Annotated in this window: 13 protein-coding genes; 6 read left to right on the forward strand and 7 right to left on the reverse strand. The window is 71.1% G+C overall.

Annotation, left to right across the window (positions count from 1 at the left end; genetic code table 11):
- Nucleotides 1–45: 45 nt before the first annotated feature.
- Nucleotides 46–2,493 carry a DNA topoisomerase (ATP-hydrolyzing) subunit A gene (locus tag ACIGCK_RS07995; RefSeq protein ID WP_396665185.1) on the forward strand — a complete coding sequence of 816 codons (2,448 nt, stop codon included), beginning with the start codon at nucleotides 46–48 and terminating at the stop codon, nucleotides 2,491–2,493.
- 77 nt (nucleotides 2,494–2,570) lie between these two features.
- Here ACIGCK_RS07995 and ACIGCK_RS08000 read toward each other — a convergent pair whose 3' ends face one another.
- The gene (locus ACIGCK_RS08000; RefSeq protein WP_396665187.1) at nucleotides 2,571–2,789 is read right to left on the reverse strand and encodes a hypothetical protein; all 219 of its coding nucleotides are present in this window, start codon (nucleotides 2,787–2,789) and stop codon (nucleotides 2,571–2,573) included.
- A gap of 165 nt (nucleotides 2,790–2,954) precedes the next feature.
- Between ACIGCK_RS08000 and ACIGCK_RS08005 the strand changes: the two genes are divergently transcribed.
- Nucleotides 2,955–5,036 (forward strand): type IIA DNA topoisomerase subunit B, encoded by a 2,082-nt coding sequence (locus tag ACIGCK_RS08005; protein ID WP_396665312.1) that lies wholly within the window; start codon nucleotides 2,955–2,957, stop codon nucleotides 5,034–5,036.
- Between the two features lie 11 nt (nucleotides 5,037–5,047).
- Here ACIGCK_RS08005 and ACIGCK_RS08010 read toward each other — a convergent pair whose 3' ends face one another.
- From ACIGCK_RS08010 to ACIGCK_RS08025, 4 genes are all read right to left on the reverse strand, one after another.
- A complete protein-coding gene (locus tag ACIGCK_RS08010; RefSeq protein WP_396665189.1) occupies nucleotides 5,048–5,794 on the reverse strand; it encodes a hypothetical protein in 747 nt (248 codons plus the stop codon).
- Entirely contained in the window at nucleotides 5,791–7,065 is a 1,275-nt protein-coding gene (locus tag ACIGCK_RS08015; protein WP_396665191.1) for a Mur ligase family protein, read from the reverse strand. Before ACIGCK_RS08015 ends, ACIGCK_RS08010 begins: the two co-directional genes overlap by 4 nt.
- Nucleotides 7,066–7,068: 3 nt before the next feature.
- Nucleotides 7,069–8,370: an RNA polymerase sigma factor gene (locus ACIGCK_RS08020; protein ID WP_396665193.1), complete on the reverse strand. Its 1,302-nt coding sequence runs from the start codon at nucleotides 8,368–8,370 to the stop codon at nucleotides 7,069–7,071.
- A 198-nt stretch (nucleotides 8,371–8,568) separates the two neighbouring features.
- Complete coding sequence (locus ACIGCK_RS08025) at nucleotides 8,569–9,501, reverse strand: proteasome assembly chaperone family protein (protein WP_396665195.1); 933 nt, start codon at nucleotides 9,499–9,501, stop codon at nucleotides 8,569–8,571.
- Nucleotides 9,502–9,607: 106 nt separating this feature from the next.
- Between ACIGCK_RS08025 and ACIGCK_RS08030 the strand changes: the two genes are divergently transcribed.
- The 3 genes from ACIGCK_RS08030 (at nucleotide 9,608) to sucB (ending at nucleotide 14,271) form a co-directional block, all read left to right on the forward strand.
- Nucleotides 9,608–11,065: a leucyl aminopeptidase gene (locus tag ACIGCK_RS08030; protein ID WP_396665197.1), complete on the forward strand. Its 1,458-nt coding sequence runs from the start codon at nucleotides 9,608–9,610 to the stop codon at nucleotides 11,063–11,065.
- Nucleotides 11,062–12,435 (forward strand): dihydrolipoyl dehydrogenase, encoded by a 1,374-nt coding sequence (gene lpdA / locus ACIGCK_RS08035; RefSeq protein ID WP_396665198.1) that lies wholly within the window; start codon nucleotides 11,062–11,064, stop codon nucleotides 12,433–12,435. The genes ACIGCK_RS08030 and lpdA overlap by 4 nt, the downstream gene beginning before the upstream one ends.
- Before the next feature lie 63 nt (nucleotides 12,436–12,498).
- On the forward strand, nucleotides 12,499–14,271 hold the full coding sequence (gene sucB, locus ACIGCK_RS08040) for a 2-oxoglutarate dehydrogenase, E2 component, dihydrolipoamide succinyltransferase (protein ID WP_396665199.1): 1,773 nt from the start codon (nucleotides 12,499–12,501) through the stop codon (nucleotides 14,269–14,271).
- Nucleotides 14,272–14,278: 7 nt separating this feature from the next.
- On the opposite strand, the gene ACIGCK_RS08045 is transcribed toward sucB, so the two are convergent.
- The gene (locus ACIGCK_RS08045) at nucleotides 14,279–15,598 is read right to left on the reverse strand and encodes a hypothetical protein (RefSeq protein WP_396665201.1); all 1,320 of its coding nucleotides are present in this window, start codon (nucleotides 15,596–15,598) and stop codon (nucleotides 14,279–14,281) included.
- Nucleotides 15,599–15,731: 133 nt separating this feature from the next.
- Between ACIGCK_RS08045 and ACIGCK_RS08050 the strand changes: the two genes are divergently transcribed.
- Nucleotides 15,732–16,442 (forward strand): DUF4191 family protein, encoded by a 711-nt coding sequence (locus tag ACIGCK_RS08050; RefSeq protein ID WP_396665203.1) that lies wholly within the window; start codon nucleotides 15,732–15,734, stop codon nucleotides 16,440–16,442.
- Between the two features lies 1 nt (nucleotide 16,443).
- On the opposite strand, the gene ACIGCK_RS08055 is transcribed toward ACIGCK_RS08050, so the two are convergent.
- The gene (locus ACIGCK_RS08055; RefSeq protein WP_396665204.1) at nucleotides 16,444–16,839 is read right to left on the reverse strand and encodes an RDD family protein; all 396 of its coding nucleotides are present in this window, start codon (nucleotides 16,837–16,839) and stop codon (nucleotides 16,444–16,446) included.
- Nucleotides 16,840–16,866 lie beyond the last annotated feature (27 nt).

Here is a 16,866-nt window from a genome sequence, read left to right on the forward strand (position 1 = left end):
ACGGCCCCCGTTTCGCATCCGGATCAGCTCCGCCCGAAGGAACCCATGCCGCACGCCCCCGCCGAGACCCCTCCCGAGCGCATTGAAGACGTCGACGTCTCGAGCGAGATGCAAGGCTCGTTCCTCGAGTACGCGTACTCGGTGATCTACTCTCGTGCCCTCCCCGATGCCCGCGACGGCCTCAAGCCGGTGCAGCGGCGCATCGTGTATCAGATGGCTGAGATGGGTCTGCGTCCCGACCGGGGGCACGTCAAGAGCGCCCGCGTGGTCGGGGAGGTGATGGGGAAGCTGCACCCGCACGGCGACGCCCCGATCTACGACGCGCTGGTGCGGCTCGCGCAGCCGTTCTCCCAGCGGGTGCCCCTCGTCGACGGCCACGGCAACTTCGGCTCCCTCGACGACGGCCCTGCGGCGGCGCGCTACACCGAGGCGCGGCTCGCCCGCGCGGCGATGGCGATGGCGGCCGACCTCGACGAGGACGTCGTCGACTTCATCCCGAACTACGACAATCAGTTCCAGCAGCCCGCCGTCCTCCCGGCTGCCTACCCCAACCTCCTCGTTAACGGCGCCTCCGGCATCGCCGTCGGGATGGCCACCAACATGGCTCCCCACAATCTCGTCGAGGTCGTGGGGGCCGCCATCCACCTCCTGGAGAACCCGGACGCGACGCTCGAGGACCTGATGGCGTTCGTACCGGGCCCCGACCTCCCCTCCGGCGGCGTGATCGTGGGGCTCGACGGCGTCCGTGACGCGTACGCGAACGGCCGCGGCTCGTTCAAGACCCGTGCGAAGGCGGGCATCGAGAGCCTGGGCCCGCGCAAGACGGGCATCGTCGTGACCGAGCTGCCGTATCTGGTCGGGCCCGAGCGCGTGATCGAGAAGATCAAGGATGCCGTGCAGTCGAAGAAGCTGCAGGGCATCAGCGACGTGGCCGACCTGACCGACCGCACGAAGGGCACGCGCCTCGTGATCGGCGTGAAGACCGGCTTCGACCCGAAGGCGGTGCTGGAGCAGCTCTACCGGCTGACCCCGCTCGAGGACTCGTTCAGCATCAATAACGTCACGCTCGTCGACGGCCAGCCCCGCACGCTCGGGCTGCGCGACCTCCTGCAGGTGTACGTCGGCCATCGCCTCGAGGTGGTCACCCGCCGCAGCCGCTACCGGCTGGCCCGCCGGAAGGAGCGCCTGCACCTCGTCGACGGTCTCCTGATCGCGATCCTCGACATCGACGAGGTGATCCAGGTCATCCGCTCCTCCGCCGACGGCGAGCAGGCCCGCGCACGCCTCATGGACGTCTTCGAGCTGACCCAGGTGCAGGCCGAGTACATCCTCGAGCTGCGCCTGCGCCGGCTGACGAAGTTCTCGCGCATCGAGCTCGAAGCGGAGCGGGACGAGCTGCGCGCCGAGATCGCCCGGCTCGAGGAGCTGCTGGGATCGCCGGCGCTGCTGCGCCGGCAGGTGGCGACCGAGCTCGAGGCCGTCGCGGACGAGCTGGGCACGCCCCGCCGCACGCTGCTCACCAACGCCGCGCCGTCCGCGGCCCGAACCGCCCGCAACGCTCCCGCGCTGGAGATCGCCGATGCCGCGTGCCGGGTCATCCTCAGCGCCTCGGGCCGCATGGTGCGGGTCGAGACGGTCGAGAACGACCCCGCGGGCGGGGTCGTGGCCCCCTCGCGCCGCGCCAAGCACGACGCCGTGCGCTCCGTCGTCGACACGACGGTGCGCGGCGATCTCGTCGCGATCACCTCGGCGGGCCGGGGTGTGCGCTTCTCCCCCGTCGATCTGCCGAGCGTTCCCGCGAACTCCGTTCAGCTGGGCGCGGGGACCCGGGCGGACCAGTACCTGCAGATGGCGGCGGACGAGCACGTCGTGGCGATCGCGCCGCTCGTGGAGACCCCGATGCTCGCGCTCGGGACGCGCTCGGGCATCGTGAAGCGGGTCAGCACGACGGAGCTCGGCAACAAGCACGACGTCGAGCTCATCTCGCTCAAGCCCGGCGACGCCGTCGTGGGCGCCGCCCCCGCTCCCGACGACGCGCAGCTCGTCTTCGTCACCTCCGACGCGCAGCTGCTGCGTTTCGACGCCATCGCGGTGCGGCCGCAGGGCCGCGCGGCCGGCGGCATGGCCGGCATCCGACTGTCCCCCGGCGCCGCGGTCATCCACTTCGGCGTCGTCACGGACACCGGCGACGACGCGGTCGTCGTCACCATCGCGGGCAGCAGCGAGGCGATCGCGGGAGCCGACACGGGTTCGGCGAAGGTCACCGCCCTCGCCGAGTTCCCCGCCAAGGGACGCGCGACGGGCGGCGTCCGCGCCCAGCGCCTGCTGCGCGGCGAGGACTCGCTGAGGCTCGCGTGGGTGGGCGCGGGGCCCGCCCGGGCCCTCGGCCCCGACGGCGCCGCCCGCCCGCTCCCCGACCCGGGTGCGAAGCGGGATGCCTCGGGTGTGCCGCTCGACGCCGTGGTGGGCGCGCTGGGCGCCTCCATCGGCTGACGAGCCACCCACCGCTATCGCACGACGAAGCCGCCCCGGATGATCCGGGGCGGCTTCGTCGTGTGTGTGGTCCGGGGTTACACCGCGTCGATCAGACGGGCCGTCTCGTCGTGCCACGACGTGGCGATCGAGCGGAGCTTCTCTTCGTACTTGCGGCCGTGGTGCGCGCAGAACAGCAGCTCGCTGCCGTTGATCTCCGCGGCGATATAGGCCTGCGCGCCGCAGGAATCGCAACGGTCCATCGCCGTCAGGCGGTAGACGACGGCTACATCGGTCGGCGTCGAAAGCGTGGTCATCTCAGTGCCTCCTCGGGTGGTTTCCTGCGGGGTATTCGTCTCATACAACCACGCGGATGGCCCAGGAATGCCGCGATCCCCTGACATTTCGCTGAGCGCGTACGCTCTCGCGGTGGTCCGTGCGTTTCTCCCAGGCGGTGTCCCCGGCGGCGCGTACTCTGGGAGATTGTGACCTCCGAGTACTCCGCCCATCATCTGCAGGTCCTCGAGGGCCTCGAGGCCGTTCGCAAGCGTCCGGGCATGTACATCGGCTCGAACGGCTCCCCCGGCCTCATGCACTGCCTCTGGGAGATCATCGACAACTCCGTCGACGAGGCCCTCGCGGGCAACGGCTCGAGGATCGATGTCGTGCTGCACGCCGACGGCAGCGTCGAGGTCCGCGACCGCGGCCGCGGCATCCCCGTCGACGTCGAGCCTCGCACGGGACTGTCCGGCGTCGAGGTCGTCTTCACGAAGCTGCACGCGGGCGGAAAGTTCGGGGGCGGCTCCTACGCGGCATCCGGCGGGCTTCACGGCGTCGGCGCGTCCGTCGTGAACGCGCTCTCCGAGCGTCTCGACGTCGAGGTCGACCGTGGTGGCAAGACGTGGGCCATGTCGTTCCACCGCGGTGAGCCGGGCATCTTCGACGATCGCGGTGAGGCGTCGCCCTCCGCCGCTTTCCGCCCGTTCGAGGAGCAGAGCGAACTGCGCGTCGTCGGCAAGGCGCCCCGCGGTGTCACCGGTTCGCGGGTGCGCTACTGGGCCGACCGGCAGATCTTCACCAAGGATGCCGCCTTCCAACTGTCCGAGCTCGAAGCGCGCGCCCGTCAGACGGCTTTCCTCGTCCCCGGACTCGAGATCGTCGTGCGCGATGAGCGCGCGGACGAACCCGTCGAGACGTCCTACCGGTACGACGGCGGCATCTCCGAGTTCGTCGAGTACCTCGCGGCGGACGCCCCCCTCACCGACACGTGGCGCCTGCAGGGCGCGGGCACCTTCACCGAGACCGTGCCGGTGCTCCAGCCCGACGGGTCGATGGCCGCGACCGAGGTGGAGCGCGAGTGCACGGTGGATGTCGCCGTCCGCTGGGGCACCGGTTACGAGACGATCACCCGGTCGTTCGTCAACATCATCGCCACTCCCAAGGGCGGCACCCACCTGCAGGGCTTCGAGCAGGAGCTGCTGCGGTTCCTGCGCGGCCAGGTGGAGCAGAACGCCCGGAGGCTGAAGGCCGGCAACGACAAGCTGGAGAAGGACGACGTGCTGGCGGGTCTCACGGCCGTCCTCACCGTCAGCGTGCCGGAGCCGCAGTTCGAGGGCCAGACGAAGGAGGTCCTGGGAACGCCCGCCGTGCGGCAGATCGTGGCCCAGGTCGTGCGCAAGGAACTCGCGGCGCGCTTCGCGTCCACCAAGCGGGACGACAAGAACCAGACGTCTCAGCTGCTCGAGAAGGTCGTCGCCGAGATGAAGGCGCGCCTCTCGGCGCGCGCGCACAAGGAGACCCAGCGTCGCAAGAACGCCCTCGAGTCCTCGTCGCTGCCCGCCAAGCTGGTGGACTGCCGATCCAGCGACGTCGCGGAGTCCGAGCTCTTCATCGTCGAGGGAGATTCCGCCCTCGGGACCGCGAAGCTCGCCCGCAACAGCGAGTACCAGGCGCTGCTTCCGATCCGCGGGAAGATCCTCAACGTCCAGAAGGCATCCATCAGCGACATGCTGAACAACGCCGAATGCGCGTCGATCATCCAGGTGATCGGCGCCGGCTCGGGCCGCAGCTTCGACCTGACCCAGGCTCGCTACGGCAAGGTCATCCTGATGAGCGACGCCGATGTCGACGGCGCGCACATCCGCACACTCCTGCTGACGCTCTTCTTCCGCTACATGCGTCCCCTCATCGAGGACGGCCGCGTCTTCGCCGCGGTGCCCCCGCTGCACCGGGTCATCGCCCCCAACCGGGGATCGAAGCCGAACGACACGATCTACACGTACAGCGAGAAGGAGCTCCAGGGGCTACTGTCGCGGCTGACGAAGGCCGGGCGCAGCTGGCACGAGCCGATCCAGCGGTACAAGGGCCTGGGCGAGATGGATGCCGATCAGCTGGCGACGACGACGATGGACCGCAGCGGCCGCATGCTGCGCCGCGTGCGGTTGGAGGACGCCGAGGCGGCAGGCCGCGTCTTCGAGCTGCTCATGGGCAACGAGGTCGCCCCGCGGCGGGAGTTCATCGTGGACTCGTCCGCGCGGCTGGAGGTCGAGCGGATCGACGCCTGACCGCGTCGGCCCTACAGGCCGAGGTTGCGCCGGACGATCTCGTTCGCTCGGAGCGCGTGGAGATCCGCCAGGGCCTGCGCGGCATCCACGGCAGCGCCTGCCTCGGCCACGGACTCGCCTCGGCGGACGAGGGCCTTGTCGAGCAGGTCGTCCGCGAGCCGGGGATTGCGGGCGAGGACGGGGCCGCGCAGACCCGTGCCCACGAGCGAGCCGATCGTGCTGCCCTCCGCACCGTTCTCACCCGCGCCCGCGAGGTTGCCCGTGCCTCGGCGGACGGTTCCGAGCGGACGCTCGTCGCCCGCGAGGATGTAGTCGCGGAGGTGGTATTCGTAGCCGGTCAGGGGGCCGAGGTCGCTGTCGACCGCGATGGTTCCCACCCGTCGCGCCGAGGCGACCGACCGCCCCGGGAAGAGCCCGATCCCGGGTGCCGCGCCGGATTCCAGTTCCACGGAGGTGGAGAGCATGTCCCACCCGAGCCCGACGGCGAGAAGCGGCACTCCGGCATCGCGCCACCGCCGCAGCACGGGACCCATGCCGCGCAGCCCGTCGAGGATCTCGGGCGCGTCGGCATCGAACCCCGCGCCGATCGTCACGAGGTCGGCGTCGAGATCCGCAGCGTCCGAAGGGTCGGCGATGACCCTGAGCCATGCGTCGAGGCCTCGCCAAGATGCGCGCCGCACCAGGACGGCAGCGTTCTCGGCGTCGCCGTGGATGTTCAGCCGCTCGGGGAACAGCGAGACGACGGTCAATGGGCTCATCGGGACCCCGACCTCACTTCCTGCGTCGTCAGTCCGTAGTGTCCGCGGATCTTCCGCATGCTGCGCGAGGTGAAGACGACCGTCTTGTCGCCGTGCGCCGGGGCCGGAAGCGCGAGGAACGCCTCGAAGGCGCGGATGAGGTCGGTGTCGACGGCGTCGAAGACGACGCCGTCGTACGCCAGCCGGTTGGCCATCGCATCCGCCTTCGGGCCGCCCACGATGTCCACGCGGCCGAGCGAACCGGTGTGCACCGTCCAGAGCCAGGAGGTGTCCTCCTCCTCATCGCCGATGCCGACGAAGAGCCGCTCCCTCGCGCTGCCGAGCGCGTCGATGTTGAGCTGAAAGCTCGCCGTGTTCTGCACGAGCACGCACTCGATCCGCTGGCCCTGAATCTCCACCGTCTCGCCGCGCCCGAACACCGGCTTCAGCTCACTGAGCGTGCGGGCGGCCAGATCGCGGTCGAACCGGGCGCCGAGCACCTCTCGTGCCGTCTCGACCGCCGCGGCGGCGTCGACGGCGAAGTGTGCTCCGCGCGCGGGAAGCGTGAGCGGGAACGACCCCGCGGCATCCGCCAGGACCGCCGAGCGGCCATCGATGCTCTCGACGACGGTGCCGTCAGCCGGGGCCATCCGCCCCGGCTCGGTGCGAACGTACCCGAGCCCGTACGGCTGGTCCGACATCACCTGGCTGCTCACGCCGAACCGTCGTACCGTCCGCCCCGTATCGCGCACGCTCACGGCCACCCTGCTCAGCGACGCATCGTCCGCGTTGAGGACGACGGCCCCGTCCGCGCGCTGCGCGATCGTGGTGAGCAGGCGGATGACGCGCTCGTACGATTCGAAGCGCGCGATGTCGTCGAGGTTGATGTTCGTGAGCGTCACGACCCGGGCCCGGTACATGGCCGCGATCTTCGCACCGAACGCCTCGTCCATCTCGAGCACGGCGATGTCGGCGTCGACGCGCCCGCGCCAGTCGCCTTCGTCGAGCACGGCCGACGTGATTCCCTGCGGGAGGTTGGCGGTGGACGAATTCGTGAAGACCCGCAACCCGTGCGCGCGCAGGACGGCTGTGACCATCTTGGTCGTGGTCGACTTTCCCGCCGTCCCGCTGACGACGACGAGGCCGCCCGGGAACGAGGCCAGCACGCGCGGCAGCAGGCCGGGGGCGATCCGGTTCGTCACCAGCCCCGGACCGCCGCTGCCCTTGCCGCCCCGCGCGCGCAGCACCGCTTGCACGGCGCGGCCCGCGGCCACGCCGATGGCGTCGAGCACCGCTTACTCCAGGTAGTCGCGCAGCGACTGGGAGCGCGACGGGTGCCGCAGCTTGGCCATCGTCTTCGACTCGATCTGGCGGATGCGCTCGCGCGTCACGCCGAACGTGTCGCCGATCTGGTCGAGCGTCTTCGGCTGACCGTCGCCGAGGCCGAAGCGCATGCGGATGACGCCCGCCTCGCGCTCGCTGAGCGAGTCCAGGAGCGACTCGAGCTGGCGCTGCAGCATCGTGAAGCCCACGGCATCCGCCGGCACGACCGCCTCGGTGTCCTCGATGAGGTCGCCGAACTCGCTGTCGCCGTCCTCGCCGAGGGGCGTGTGCAGCGAAATCGGCTCACGGCCGTACTTCTGCACCTCGATGACCTTCTCGGGCGTCATGTCCAGCTCGCGGCTGAGCTCTTCGGGCGTGGGCTCGCGGCCCAGATCCTGCAGCATCTGGCGCTGCACGCGCGCGAGCTTGTTGATCACCTCGACCATGTGGACGGGGATGCGGATCGTGCGGGCCTGGTCGGCCATGGCGCGCGTGATCGCCTGACGGATCCACCACGTGGCGTACGTGGAGAACTTGAAGCCCTTCGTGTAGTCGAACTTCTCGACCGCTCGGATGAGACCGAGGTTGCCCTCCTGGATCAGATCCAGGAACTGCATGCCGCGCCCGGTGTAGCGCTTGGCGAGAGAGACGACGAGGCGCAGGTTCGCCCCCAGCAGGTGCGACTTGGCTCGCTGGCCGTCCTTCGCGACCCACGTGAGGTCGCGGCCCAGCTGGGTGCGCTTCTCGGCGTCGCTCAGCTGAGACAGCTTCTCCTCGGCGAACAGGCCCGCCTCGATGCGCATCGCGAGCTCAACCTCTTCCGCCGCGTTCAGCAGCGGGACCTTGCCGATTTGCTTCAGGTAGTCCTTGACGGGGTCGGCGGTCGCGCCGGTGATCGTGGTCGAGTACACGGGGACGTCGTCCTCGTCGCTCGAGGAGATGACAATGGCGCCCGTCGGCAGCGACTCGGTCGCCTCCTTCTTGGGCGCGGCGTCCTCTTCTTCGTCGTCGTCCGAGTCGGCCGAGTCGGCGGCCGGCGTCGCGGGCGAGTCGTCGGAGTCGTCCGCCGACTCCTCGACCGAGATCTCTTCGCCGTCGACGTCGTCCTCGACGTCCTCCTCGGAATCCTTCGGCGCCGTCTTCTTGGCCGGCGCGGCCTTCTTGGCGGCGGGCTTCTTGGCGGCCGCCTTGGGCTTCGTCACGGCGGGCACGGGCGTGGTCGCCTCGTCGGTCTCTTCGACGGCTTCCTTGGTGGTCGTCCGGGAAGGGGTCACGGTTAGCCTTTCACCGTCGCGCTTCGGGGGTCACCCCGGTGGCGCGATTGGTTGGTTTTCGGACACAGGTAAGACCCTTGTCAAGTCCTGCACAAGGCATTCGTGGTTGACAACGGGTCGGATCATCCATTATGACACACTGCGTCGGCGGGACCGACACACCTCTTGTCAACGTCGCCCGCCCCGTGAGGATTCCCGTCAGCCCCGACCGGGCCGCTTGTCGTCGTCTCCGGGTCGCGTGGCGAGGTAGCGCTCCAGCTCCGCGGCGAGCTCGTCGGCGCTCGGCAGATCGAACTCGTCGATGTCATCGGAGGTCGCCCGCAGCGATGAGCCCTGCACGTACTGGTCGTAGCGCGTCTCCAGGTTTTCGAGCATGGTGCCGAGCTCGTCGTTCGCGGCGATCTGCTCCTCCACCTTCGCGAGGAACCCCAGGTTCTGCTCACGCAGGGTCTCGCTCGGCAGCGCGATACCGCTCGCGATCGTGATGCTCTCGAGCGCTCGGATGGCCGCGGCGGGATACTCGGCGTCGGCGAGGTAGTGCGGCACGAGCAGCACGAAGCTCGCCGTGGGCGTCCCGCGCTCCACGAACCTCATCTCGAGCAGGTGACCGACCGTGGCCGGCACCTCGGTGCGGGGCCGCCAGACCGAATGAGCCTCGATGAGCTCCGCGCGATTGCCGCTGACGGTCGTTCCGATCGGGCGTGTGTGCGGCACGGGCATCGCGATCGCGTGCACCCAGGTGACCGAGGCCACCTGCAGCTCCGCCGCAAGCGCCAAAACGTCGTCCACGAACGCATCCCAGGCGAAGTCGGGCTCGTAGCCCGTGAGGGTGAGGAATTCCTGGCCGATGAGGTCGCGCGCCAGCGCCAGCTCGAGGCGCGGCGGCCGATAGTCCTCGAGATGATCCTGGTCGAAGGAGATGACCGGGCGACGGGCCCGGTAGTCGAGCAGGACGTCGTTGGAGAAGCGGATGACGGGACGGCTGTCGACGCTCTCGCGCAGCGCATCCACGACCTGCGACACCGCCGAACCCGCATCGGTGAAGCCGGTCAGTGCGATGACGAGCGGAAGACCGGCGGGGATCTCGGGTCGATCCCCGATGTCGACGTGCAGATCTACGGACCAGGGCATGCGTCCACTCTACGAGTGCGGCGCGCTCGCCGAGGCGGCTTCCCCTCCAGGCGAACACGCCCGGCACCCCGCGTCGGGGCGTCGGGTCAGCGCCTAGGCTGGGGGGATGCCGACGCCGGACCTCTCGCCCGCGAGCCTGCCCGTCTCCCCCGAACCCGGGGAAACCCTGCTCCTGCTCTTGCCGCCCCTGTCGGCGGAAGAGGATTTCTCGGACTGGCCGGGGCTGGCCGGGGCTCTTCGACAACTCGTCTTCTCCGGTGCATCCGGATCGTTCGTGCGCGTGCCGCTGTCGGCCGGCACGATCGCCTGCGCCGGGACGGGCGCGAACCCCGGGGACGGCGCGCTCCGGGATGCCGCCGCCGCCGGCATCCGCGCCCTCGGATCCGTCGAGAAGGTGCTGCTGGCCGCGCCACGGGCCGATGGGGCGCGGTGGCGCCCGATCGCCGAAGGCGCCGGACTCGGCGGCTACACGTTCGAGACCTACAAGAAGGATGCCAAGCGGCGCGCTCGATCGATCCGCATCGTAGCCCCCGACACGGTCGCGGAATCCGACGTCACCGCGGCGCGCGCCGGGGTGGAGGCCGTGGCCCTCGTGCGCGACCTCGTCTCGATCCCCGCCGACCGGCTGGGCCCGCACGACCTCGCCGAGCGCGCTCGCGAGGCCGTCGCGCACCTGCCCGTCGAGGTCACCGTGCTCGATGAGAACGAGATGGCCGAGCGCGGCTTCGGCGGCATCCTCGGGGTGGGCCGCGGCTCCGACCGGCCACCGCGCTTCGTCACGCTCGATTACGCGCCCGAGCGGGCGACCCGTCACGTGGCGCTCGTCGGCAAGGGCATCACCTTCGACACGGGCGGGCTGTCGCTGAAGCCCGCCGCATCGATGGTCGGCATGAAGTACGACATGTGCGGGGCGGCGACCGTGCTCGCCGTGCTGGCGGCCGCGGCGCAGCGACGCCTGCCGGTCCGCGTCACCGCCTACCTGTGCGTGGCCGACAACATGCCCTCCGGCCGCGCGACCCGCCCGGGCGACGTGCTCACCGCGCTGGATGGCACGACGATCGAGGTGCTGAACACGGATGCCGAGGGTCGCCTCGTGCTCGCCGACGGCCTGGTAGCGGCATCCCGCGATCGGCCGGACCTGATCGTCGACGTCGCCACGCTCACCGGCGCCATCACGATCGCCCTGGGCACGCGGCACGCGGGGGTCATGGGCGACGACGACAGCGTCCGCGAGTATCTGGACGCCGCCGCGCGTGCCGGCGAGCTCGCGTGGCCCCTTCCCCTTCCCGAGCACATGCGCGACGACCTCGACTCGCCGATCGCGGATCTGGCCAACGCCAAGATCGGCGACCCCGCCGGCGGCACCCTGTTCGCGGGGCTCTTCCTCCAGCACTTCGTCGGCACCGTCTCCGACGAGGACGACGCGGCCCGCATCCCGTGGGTGCACCTCGACATCGCGAACGTCGGGATGAACAAGGGCGCGCCCTACGGCGTCACCGACAAGGGACCGACGGGCGCGACGGTCCGTTCGCTCATCGCCCTCCTCGAAGGGGCACCGGCATGAGCGAGCACTCCTTCGACGTCGTGATCCTCGGGGGCGGCAGCGGCGGGTACGCCGCCGCGCTGCGCGCCGCGGAACTGGGCGCGTCCGTCGCGATCGTCGAGAAGGATCGCGTCGGCGGCACGTGCCTGCACCGGGGCTGCGTGCCCACGAAGGCTCTGCTCCACGTCGCGGAGGTGGCCGACACGGTCCGCAGCGCTTCGCAGACCGGGGTGACCGCCCACCTCGAGGACATCGACGCCGCGGTCGTGCGGTCCTTCCGCGAGGGGATCGTCGCGAAGAAGTACAAGGGCCTGCAGGGTCTGCTCTCGGCCCGGGGCATCACGACCGTCGCCGGCGAGGGATTTCTCGAGAGCGACCGGTCCGTCCGCGTCGGCGACGACGTCTACCGCGGCCGCGACGTGGTGCTCGCGACCGGCGCGCGCAGCCGCACCCTGCCGGGTATCGAGCGGGGCGGCCGGATCCTCGCGAGCGAGGACGCGCTCGAGCTGCCCGAGATCCCGCGCAGCGTCATCGTCCTCGGCGGCGGTGTCATCGGCGTCGAGTTCGCGTCGCTGTGGCGCTCTCTCGGTGCCGACGTCACGATCGTCGAGGCGCTGCCTCGCCTCGTCGCCGGCGAGGACGAGGCGATGAGCAAGGGGCTCGAGCGGGCCTTCCGCCACCGCGGCATCCGGATGTCGGTCGGTTCCGCGGTGACGGAGTGCTCCGCGTCCTCCGACGCCGTCACCGTCACGCTGGCGACCGGCGAGTCCCTGAGCGCCGACTACCTCCTAGTATCGGTCGGGCGCGCGCCCGCCACGGACGGGCTGGGTTTCGAGCAGGCCGGCGTCGAGCTGGAGGACGGCTTCGTCCGGGTCGACGACACGCTGCGCACGAGCGCACCCCATGTGTGGGCCGTCGGTGACATCGTTCGCGGCCTTCAGCTCGCCCACCGGGGCTTCGCCCAGGGCATCGCCGTCGCGGAGCGCATCGCGGGCCACCACCCTCCGGTCGTGCCCGACAGCACGGTCCCGCGCATCACGTACAGCGAGCCGGAGATCGCGTCCGTCGGACTGTCCGCCGCGCAGGCCGCCGAGACCTATGGCGCAGACGCCGTCCAGACCTACGACTACAACCTCGCCGGCAACGCGCGCAGCGAGATCCTCGGCACGTCCGGGTCGGTCCGGGTCGTGCGGCGCGTCGACGGTCCCGTCGTCGGCGTCCACATGATCGGCTCCCGCGCCGGCGAGCTGATCGCGGAGGCGCAGCTCGTGGTCGGGTGGGAGGCCCATCCCGAGGACATCGCCCCGTTCCTGCACCCCCACCCCACCCAGAGCGAGGCGCTCGGGGAGGCCTTCCTCGCCCTGGCGGGCCGCCCCCTCCATGCGCTCTGACCCCTCGCGCCCCAGACCCGTCACTAAGCTAGACACGACAGCATCGCCTAAGGAGACATCGTCATGAGCACATCCGTCGTCCTCCCCGCGCTCGGAGAGAGCGTCACCGAGGGAACGGTCACCCGCTGGCTCAAGCAGGTCGGTGACGAGGTGACGGCCGATGAGGGCCTGCTCGAGATCTCCACGGACAAGGTCGACACCGAGATCCCGTCCCCGGTCAGCGGCATCCTCGAGGAGATCCTCGTCCAGGAGGACGAGACCGTCGAGGTCGGCGGACTGCTCGCCAAGATCGGCGACGGCAGTTCCGCGCCGTCCGAGTCGCCCGCCCCCGCCGAGGAAGCCCCGGCGCAGGAGGAGGCTCCGGCGCAGGAGGCCCCCGCCGAGGCGGAGGCTCCGGCGGAGGAAGATGCACCGGCCCCGCAGTCGTCTTCCGCCGCATCCTCGGACGCCAAGGACATCGTGCTCCCCGAGCTCGGCGAGAGCGTGACCGAGGGAACCGTGACGCGCTGGCTCAAGCAGGTCGGCGATGACGTCGCGGTGGACGAACCGCTCCTCGAGATCTCCACCGACAAGGTCGACACGGAGATCCCCTCACCCGTTGCGGGCACCCTCCAGGAGATCGTCGCCCAGGAGGACGAGACGGTCGCCGTGGGGGCCGTCCTCGCCCGCGTCGGCAGCGGCTCCCCCGCACCCGCCGCCCCCGCCGCTCCCGAGGAGTCGGCGCCGACGGAGGCCGAGCCCGAGGCTCCCTCGACCGAGAAGCCGGTGGACGAGGACGTTCCCGCGTCCGAGGCCCCGCAGAAGGCCCCCGAGCCGGAGCAGGCGCCGGCGGCCGAGAAGGCCCCCGAGCCGGAGAAGGCGCCGGAGCCCGAAAAGACCCCCGCCACCGCCGCGCCCGCGAACGACAGCTCGAACGACGAAGACGGCCCCACGTACGTGACCCCGCTGGTCCGCCGCCTGGCCGCGTCGCAGGGCGTGGACCTCGCCACCGTGAAGGGCACCGGCGTGGGGGGACGCATCCGCAAGGAGGATGTCCTGCAGGCTGCCGCCGCGGCGTCCGCGCCCGCGGCATCCGCCCCCGAGCAGGACGCGCCCTCCACCCCCGCCCTCGAGGTCTCTCCGCTTCGCGGCACGACGCAGCCGATGTCGCGTCTGCGCAAGGTGCTGGCCGAGCGCGCCGTGGCCTCGATGCAGGCGACCGCCCAGCTCACGACCGTGGTCGAGGTCGACGTCACCCGGCTCGCGTCCTACCGCGACCAGGTCAAGGCCGACTTCCAGAAGAAGACCGGCGACAAGCTCTCGTTCCTCCCGTTCTTCGCGCTCGCCGCGGCGGAGGCCCTGCAGGCCTTCCCCGTGATCAACGCGACGGTCGACGGCGACAAGATCGTCTACCCGCCCAGCGAGAACCTCTCGATCGCCGTCGACACGGAGCGGGGCCTGCTGACGCCGGTGCTGCGTGATGCCGCGAGCAAGAACCTCGCCGAGATCGCGCACGAGATCGCCGACCTCGCCGCGCGCACGCGCGAGAACAAGCTGAAGCCCGACGAGCTCGCGGGCGGCACGTTCACCCTCACCAACACCGGATCCCGCGGCGCGCTCTTCGACACCCCCGTGGTGTTCCTGCCGCAGTCGGCGATCCTCGGCACCGGAACCGTCGTGAAGCGTCCGGGCATCGTGAAGGTCGATGGCGTCGAGGCGATCTCGGTTCGCTCGTACGTCTACCTCGCGCTGTCGTACGACCACCGCATCATCGACGGCGCGGACGCCGCGCGCTTCCTCGGCGCCGTCAAGGCCCGTCTGGAGGCCGCGGACTTCGCCGCGTCGCTCGGCGTCTGACGGCACGTCACGGGGGTGGCTCCACCGCGCGGATGTCGCGGAGGAGCCACCCCTGAGTCGTTCTGACGACGACGATCAGGGCGCCCGGACGGTCGCTCCCCCGGTCCGACGGATCGACGCGCAGGACGGCGACGCCGCCCAGATCGTCGAGCAGCGTCAGCTCCCTGTCGTCCTCCGCGAGATCGGCGGCTCCCCCGTCGGACGGCAACAGGGCGGGCGCCTCCGCGTAGACGGCACAGGCGCCGCCCCGCAGGCAGGACAGACGCGTCTCGAGCAGGTGGGATGTCGTCCGCACGACCTCGCCCCCGGCATCCCCCGCCCCGGGCGACGCCGGATCCGCGGGCGCACGATCCGCGTCGGCGTCGGCACCTGTGCCCGCCCCGACATCCGGCGCCGCCGCCGCTGAGGCGGCGGCCGTGGGGTCGTCCCCCGAATGCGCGGTGCCCGGCTCGGGGCCGGCCGCGGCGGGCCACGCGAGGCCTCCCACGACGATGACACCGGCCACCGCCGCGGCCGCGAGCCACGGGCGGCGCAGCGCCCGTCCCAGGCGCGTCAGCGCCGTGCGCGTGTCGTCGAAGGCCGACCCCACTGCATCGCCCAGGCCCCTGTCCACGTAGCGACGAAGGATGCCGCGCACAACCCCCGGCGAGGGCTCGGCCCCATCTGCGGGATGCTCCGGCCGGGCGATGACGGCGTCGAGCGCGTGCACCCGCCGGGGGACGGCGGGATCCAGGCGCAGCGCCTCTCCGTCGGCGAGGGCGAACAGCACCCCCTCCAGCTCGGTCGGCGATGACGAATCCAGCGCAGACGCGACGGTTCGCAGCGACCGCGCCGCCGCCGTCCCGGCGCCGTCGGCGATGCGCTCCAGCAGCCGGGGCGTCCCGGCTTCTTCCGGCGCCTGCGACGGCAGCACTGGAACGACGACCGGGCAGCCGTCGATGGTCAGCCACCAGCGGCCGCCGTGCGCGGCGGCCGCCCGATGACCGCGGAGCAGGCCCACTGCCAGCGTGACCTGCTCGCCGGCCGCCAACGGGACGCCGGCCCGCTCCCGTCGGTCGAGGAAGCCGTGGACGGTCTCCACGCACCACGGGAGGACGACGTCGTGGCCGTCGCGTCGGCGCACGACGTCGATCGGGCGGAGCACGTGCTCGCCGCGGGCGTCCCACCCGCGCCAGCCGTCGAGCGCACGCGCGTCGACCAGATGCGCGCACTCGTCGCCGAGCCGCGCGAGGACCGCCGGGAACGGCGCCTCGGGAGGAGCCACCCGGCGCACGGCGCGCCACCCCGCGTCCAGCAGATCGGCGGTGTCAGGCGTCGAGGAGTCCACGAGCCGAGTGTGCGCGATCGCACCCGCGGCGCGGGTGGCCGACGGGCCAGCCGGTGGAAAGCCGGCGTACGCCCGCGCTGCGCAGAAGGGTGCGGGACGGACACCGCAGTCGCCGCCACGTATTCTTGTCTCTATGGCAGCACGCAGCACCGCGCCCGAGAAGCGTCCCGGGTTCTTCTCGCAGATTCGCAGTCTCTACACGTTCACCCAGCAGCAGTTCCGCTTCCTTCCGTGGCTCCTGGTGGGAATCCTCGTCGTGGGCGTCGGGCTGGGTGTGCTGCTGGGCCTGCTCATCCAGCCCGTGCAGTGGTGGACCGTCCTCCTCTGGGCCATCACGGGCCTGCTGGCGGGGATCCTCGCGTCGTTGATGACGATGACCCGCCTGTCCACGAAGGCCATGTACGTGAAACTCGACGGGATGCCGGGGGCGACCGGGCACGTGGTCTCCACGTTCCTCGGACGTGGCTGGACGGCTTCCGACACCCCCATCGGGATCAACCCGAAGACGCAGGACGCCGTGTACCGCGCTGTCGGACGCGGGGGCGTCGTGATCGTCGGCGAGGGTGCGAGGGGACGCCTCGCACGGCTCGTGGGCGAGGAGAGGTCGAAGATCGCCCGCGTCGCCCACGGCGTGCCCGTCCACGTCTTCTACGTCGGCCACGGAGAGGGCGAGGTGCCGATCAAGGACCTCGCGAAGACCGTCAAGTCGCTGCCGAAGAAGCTCGACAAGGCGACCATCGGTGCCGTGCTGAAGCGCCTGGATTCGGTCTCGCAGGGACTCGCGTCGCTTCCGATCCCCAAGGGGATCGACCCCACCAAGGTGCGAGCGCCCCGCCCTCGCTGAATCAGCCGCGCACAAGCACGGTTCCCGCGGCCTTGTCGTGCAGGCCGCGCTGGTCGGAGTTCCACACGACGGCCGGGATGACGAGGATGAGCAGTGCGGTGCGGAGGATCGGCCGCCACAGACCGGCCCATCCGCCGCCCACGCGCTGCACCCGGAGACCGAAGATGCGGTGTCCCGGGCTGCCCTGAAGCGTCGGGATGAAGAGCATCTGCGTCATCGCGAAGATCGCGAAGATCGCCAACGGGTCGTACGCGAAGAATCCGGATATCAGGTACGAGGCGCCGTAGTCGATGAAGAGGGCGCCGACCCGCCGGCCGAGGCGAGCGATGGAGCCCGCACCCTCGCGGGGAAGACCCAGGCGGCGGCCCGGATAGTCGTCGGCGTCGGAGGTCGTCATTCGCTCAGCGTATCCAGCCCCGTGTAA

Origin of the sequence: Microbacterium sp. NPDC078428 (genome assembly GCF_044542535.1) — a bacterium.
In the GTDB taxonomy this organism is placed as follows: Bacteria; Actinomycetota; Actinomycetes; order Actinomycetales; family Microbacteriaceae; genus Microbacterium; species Microbacterium limosum.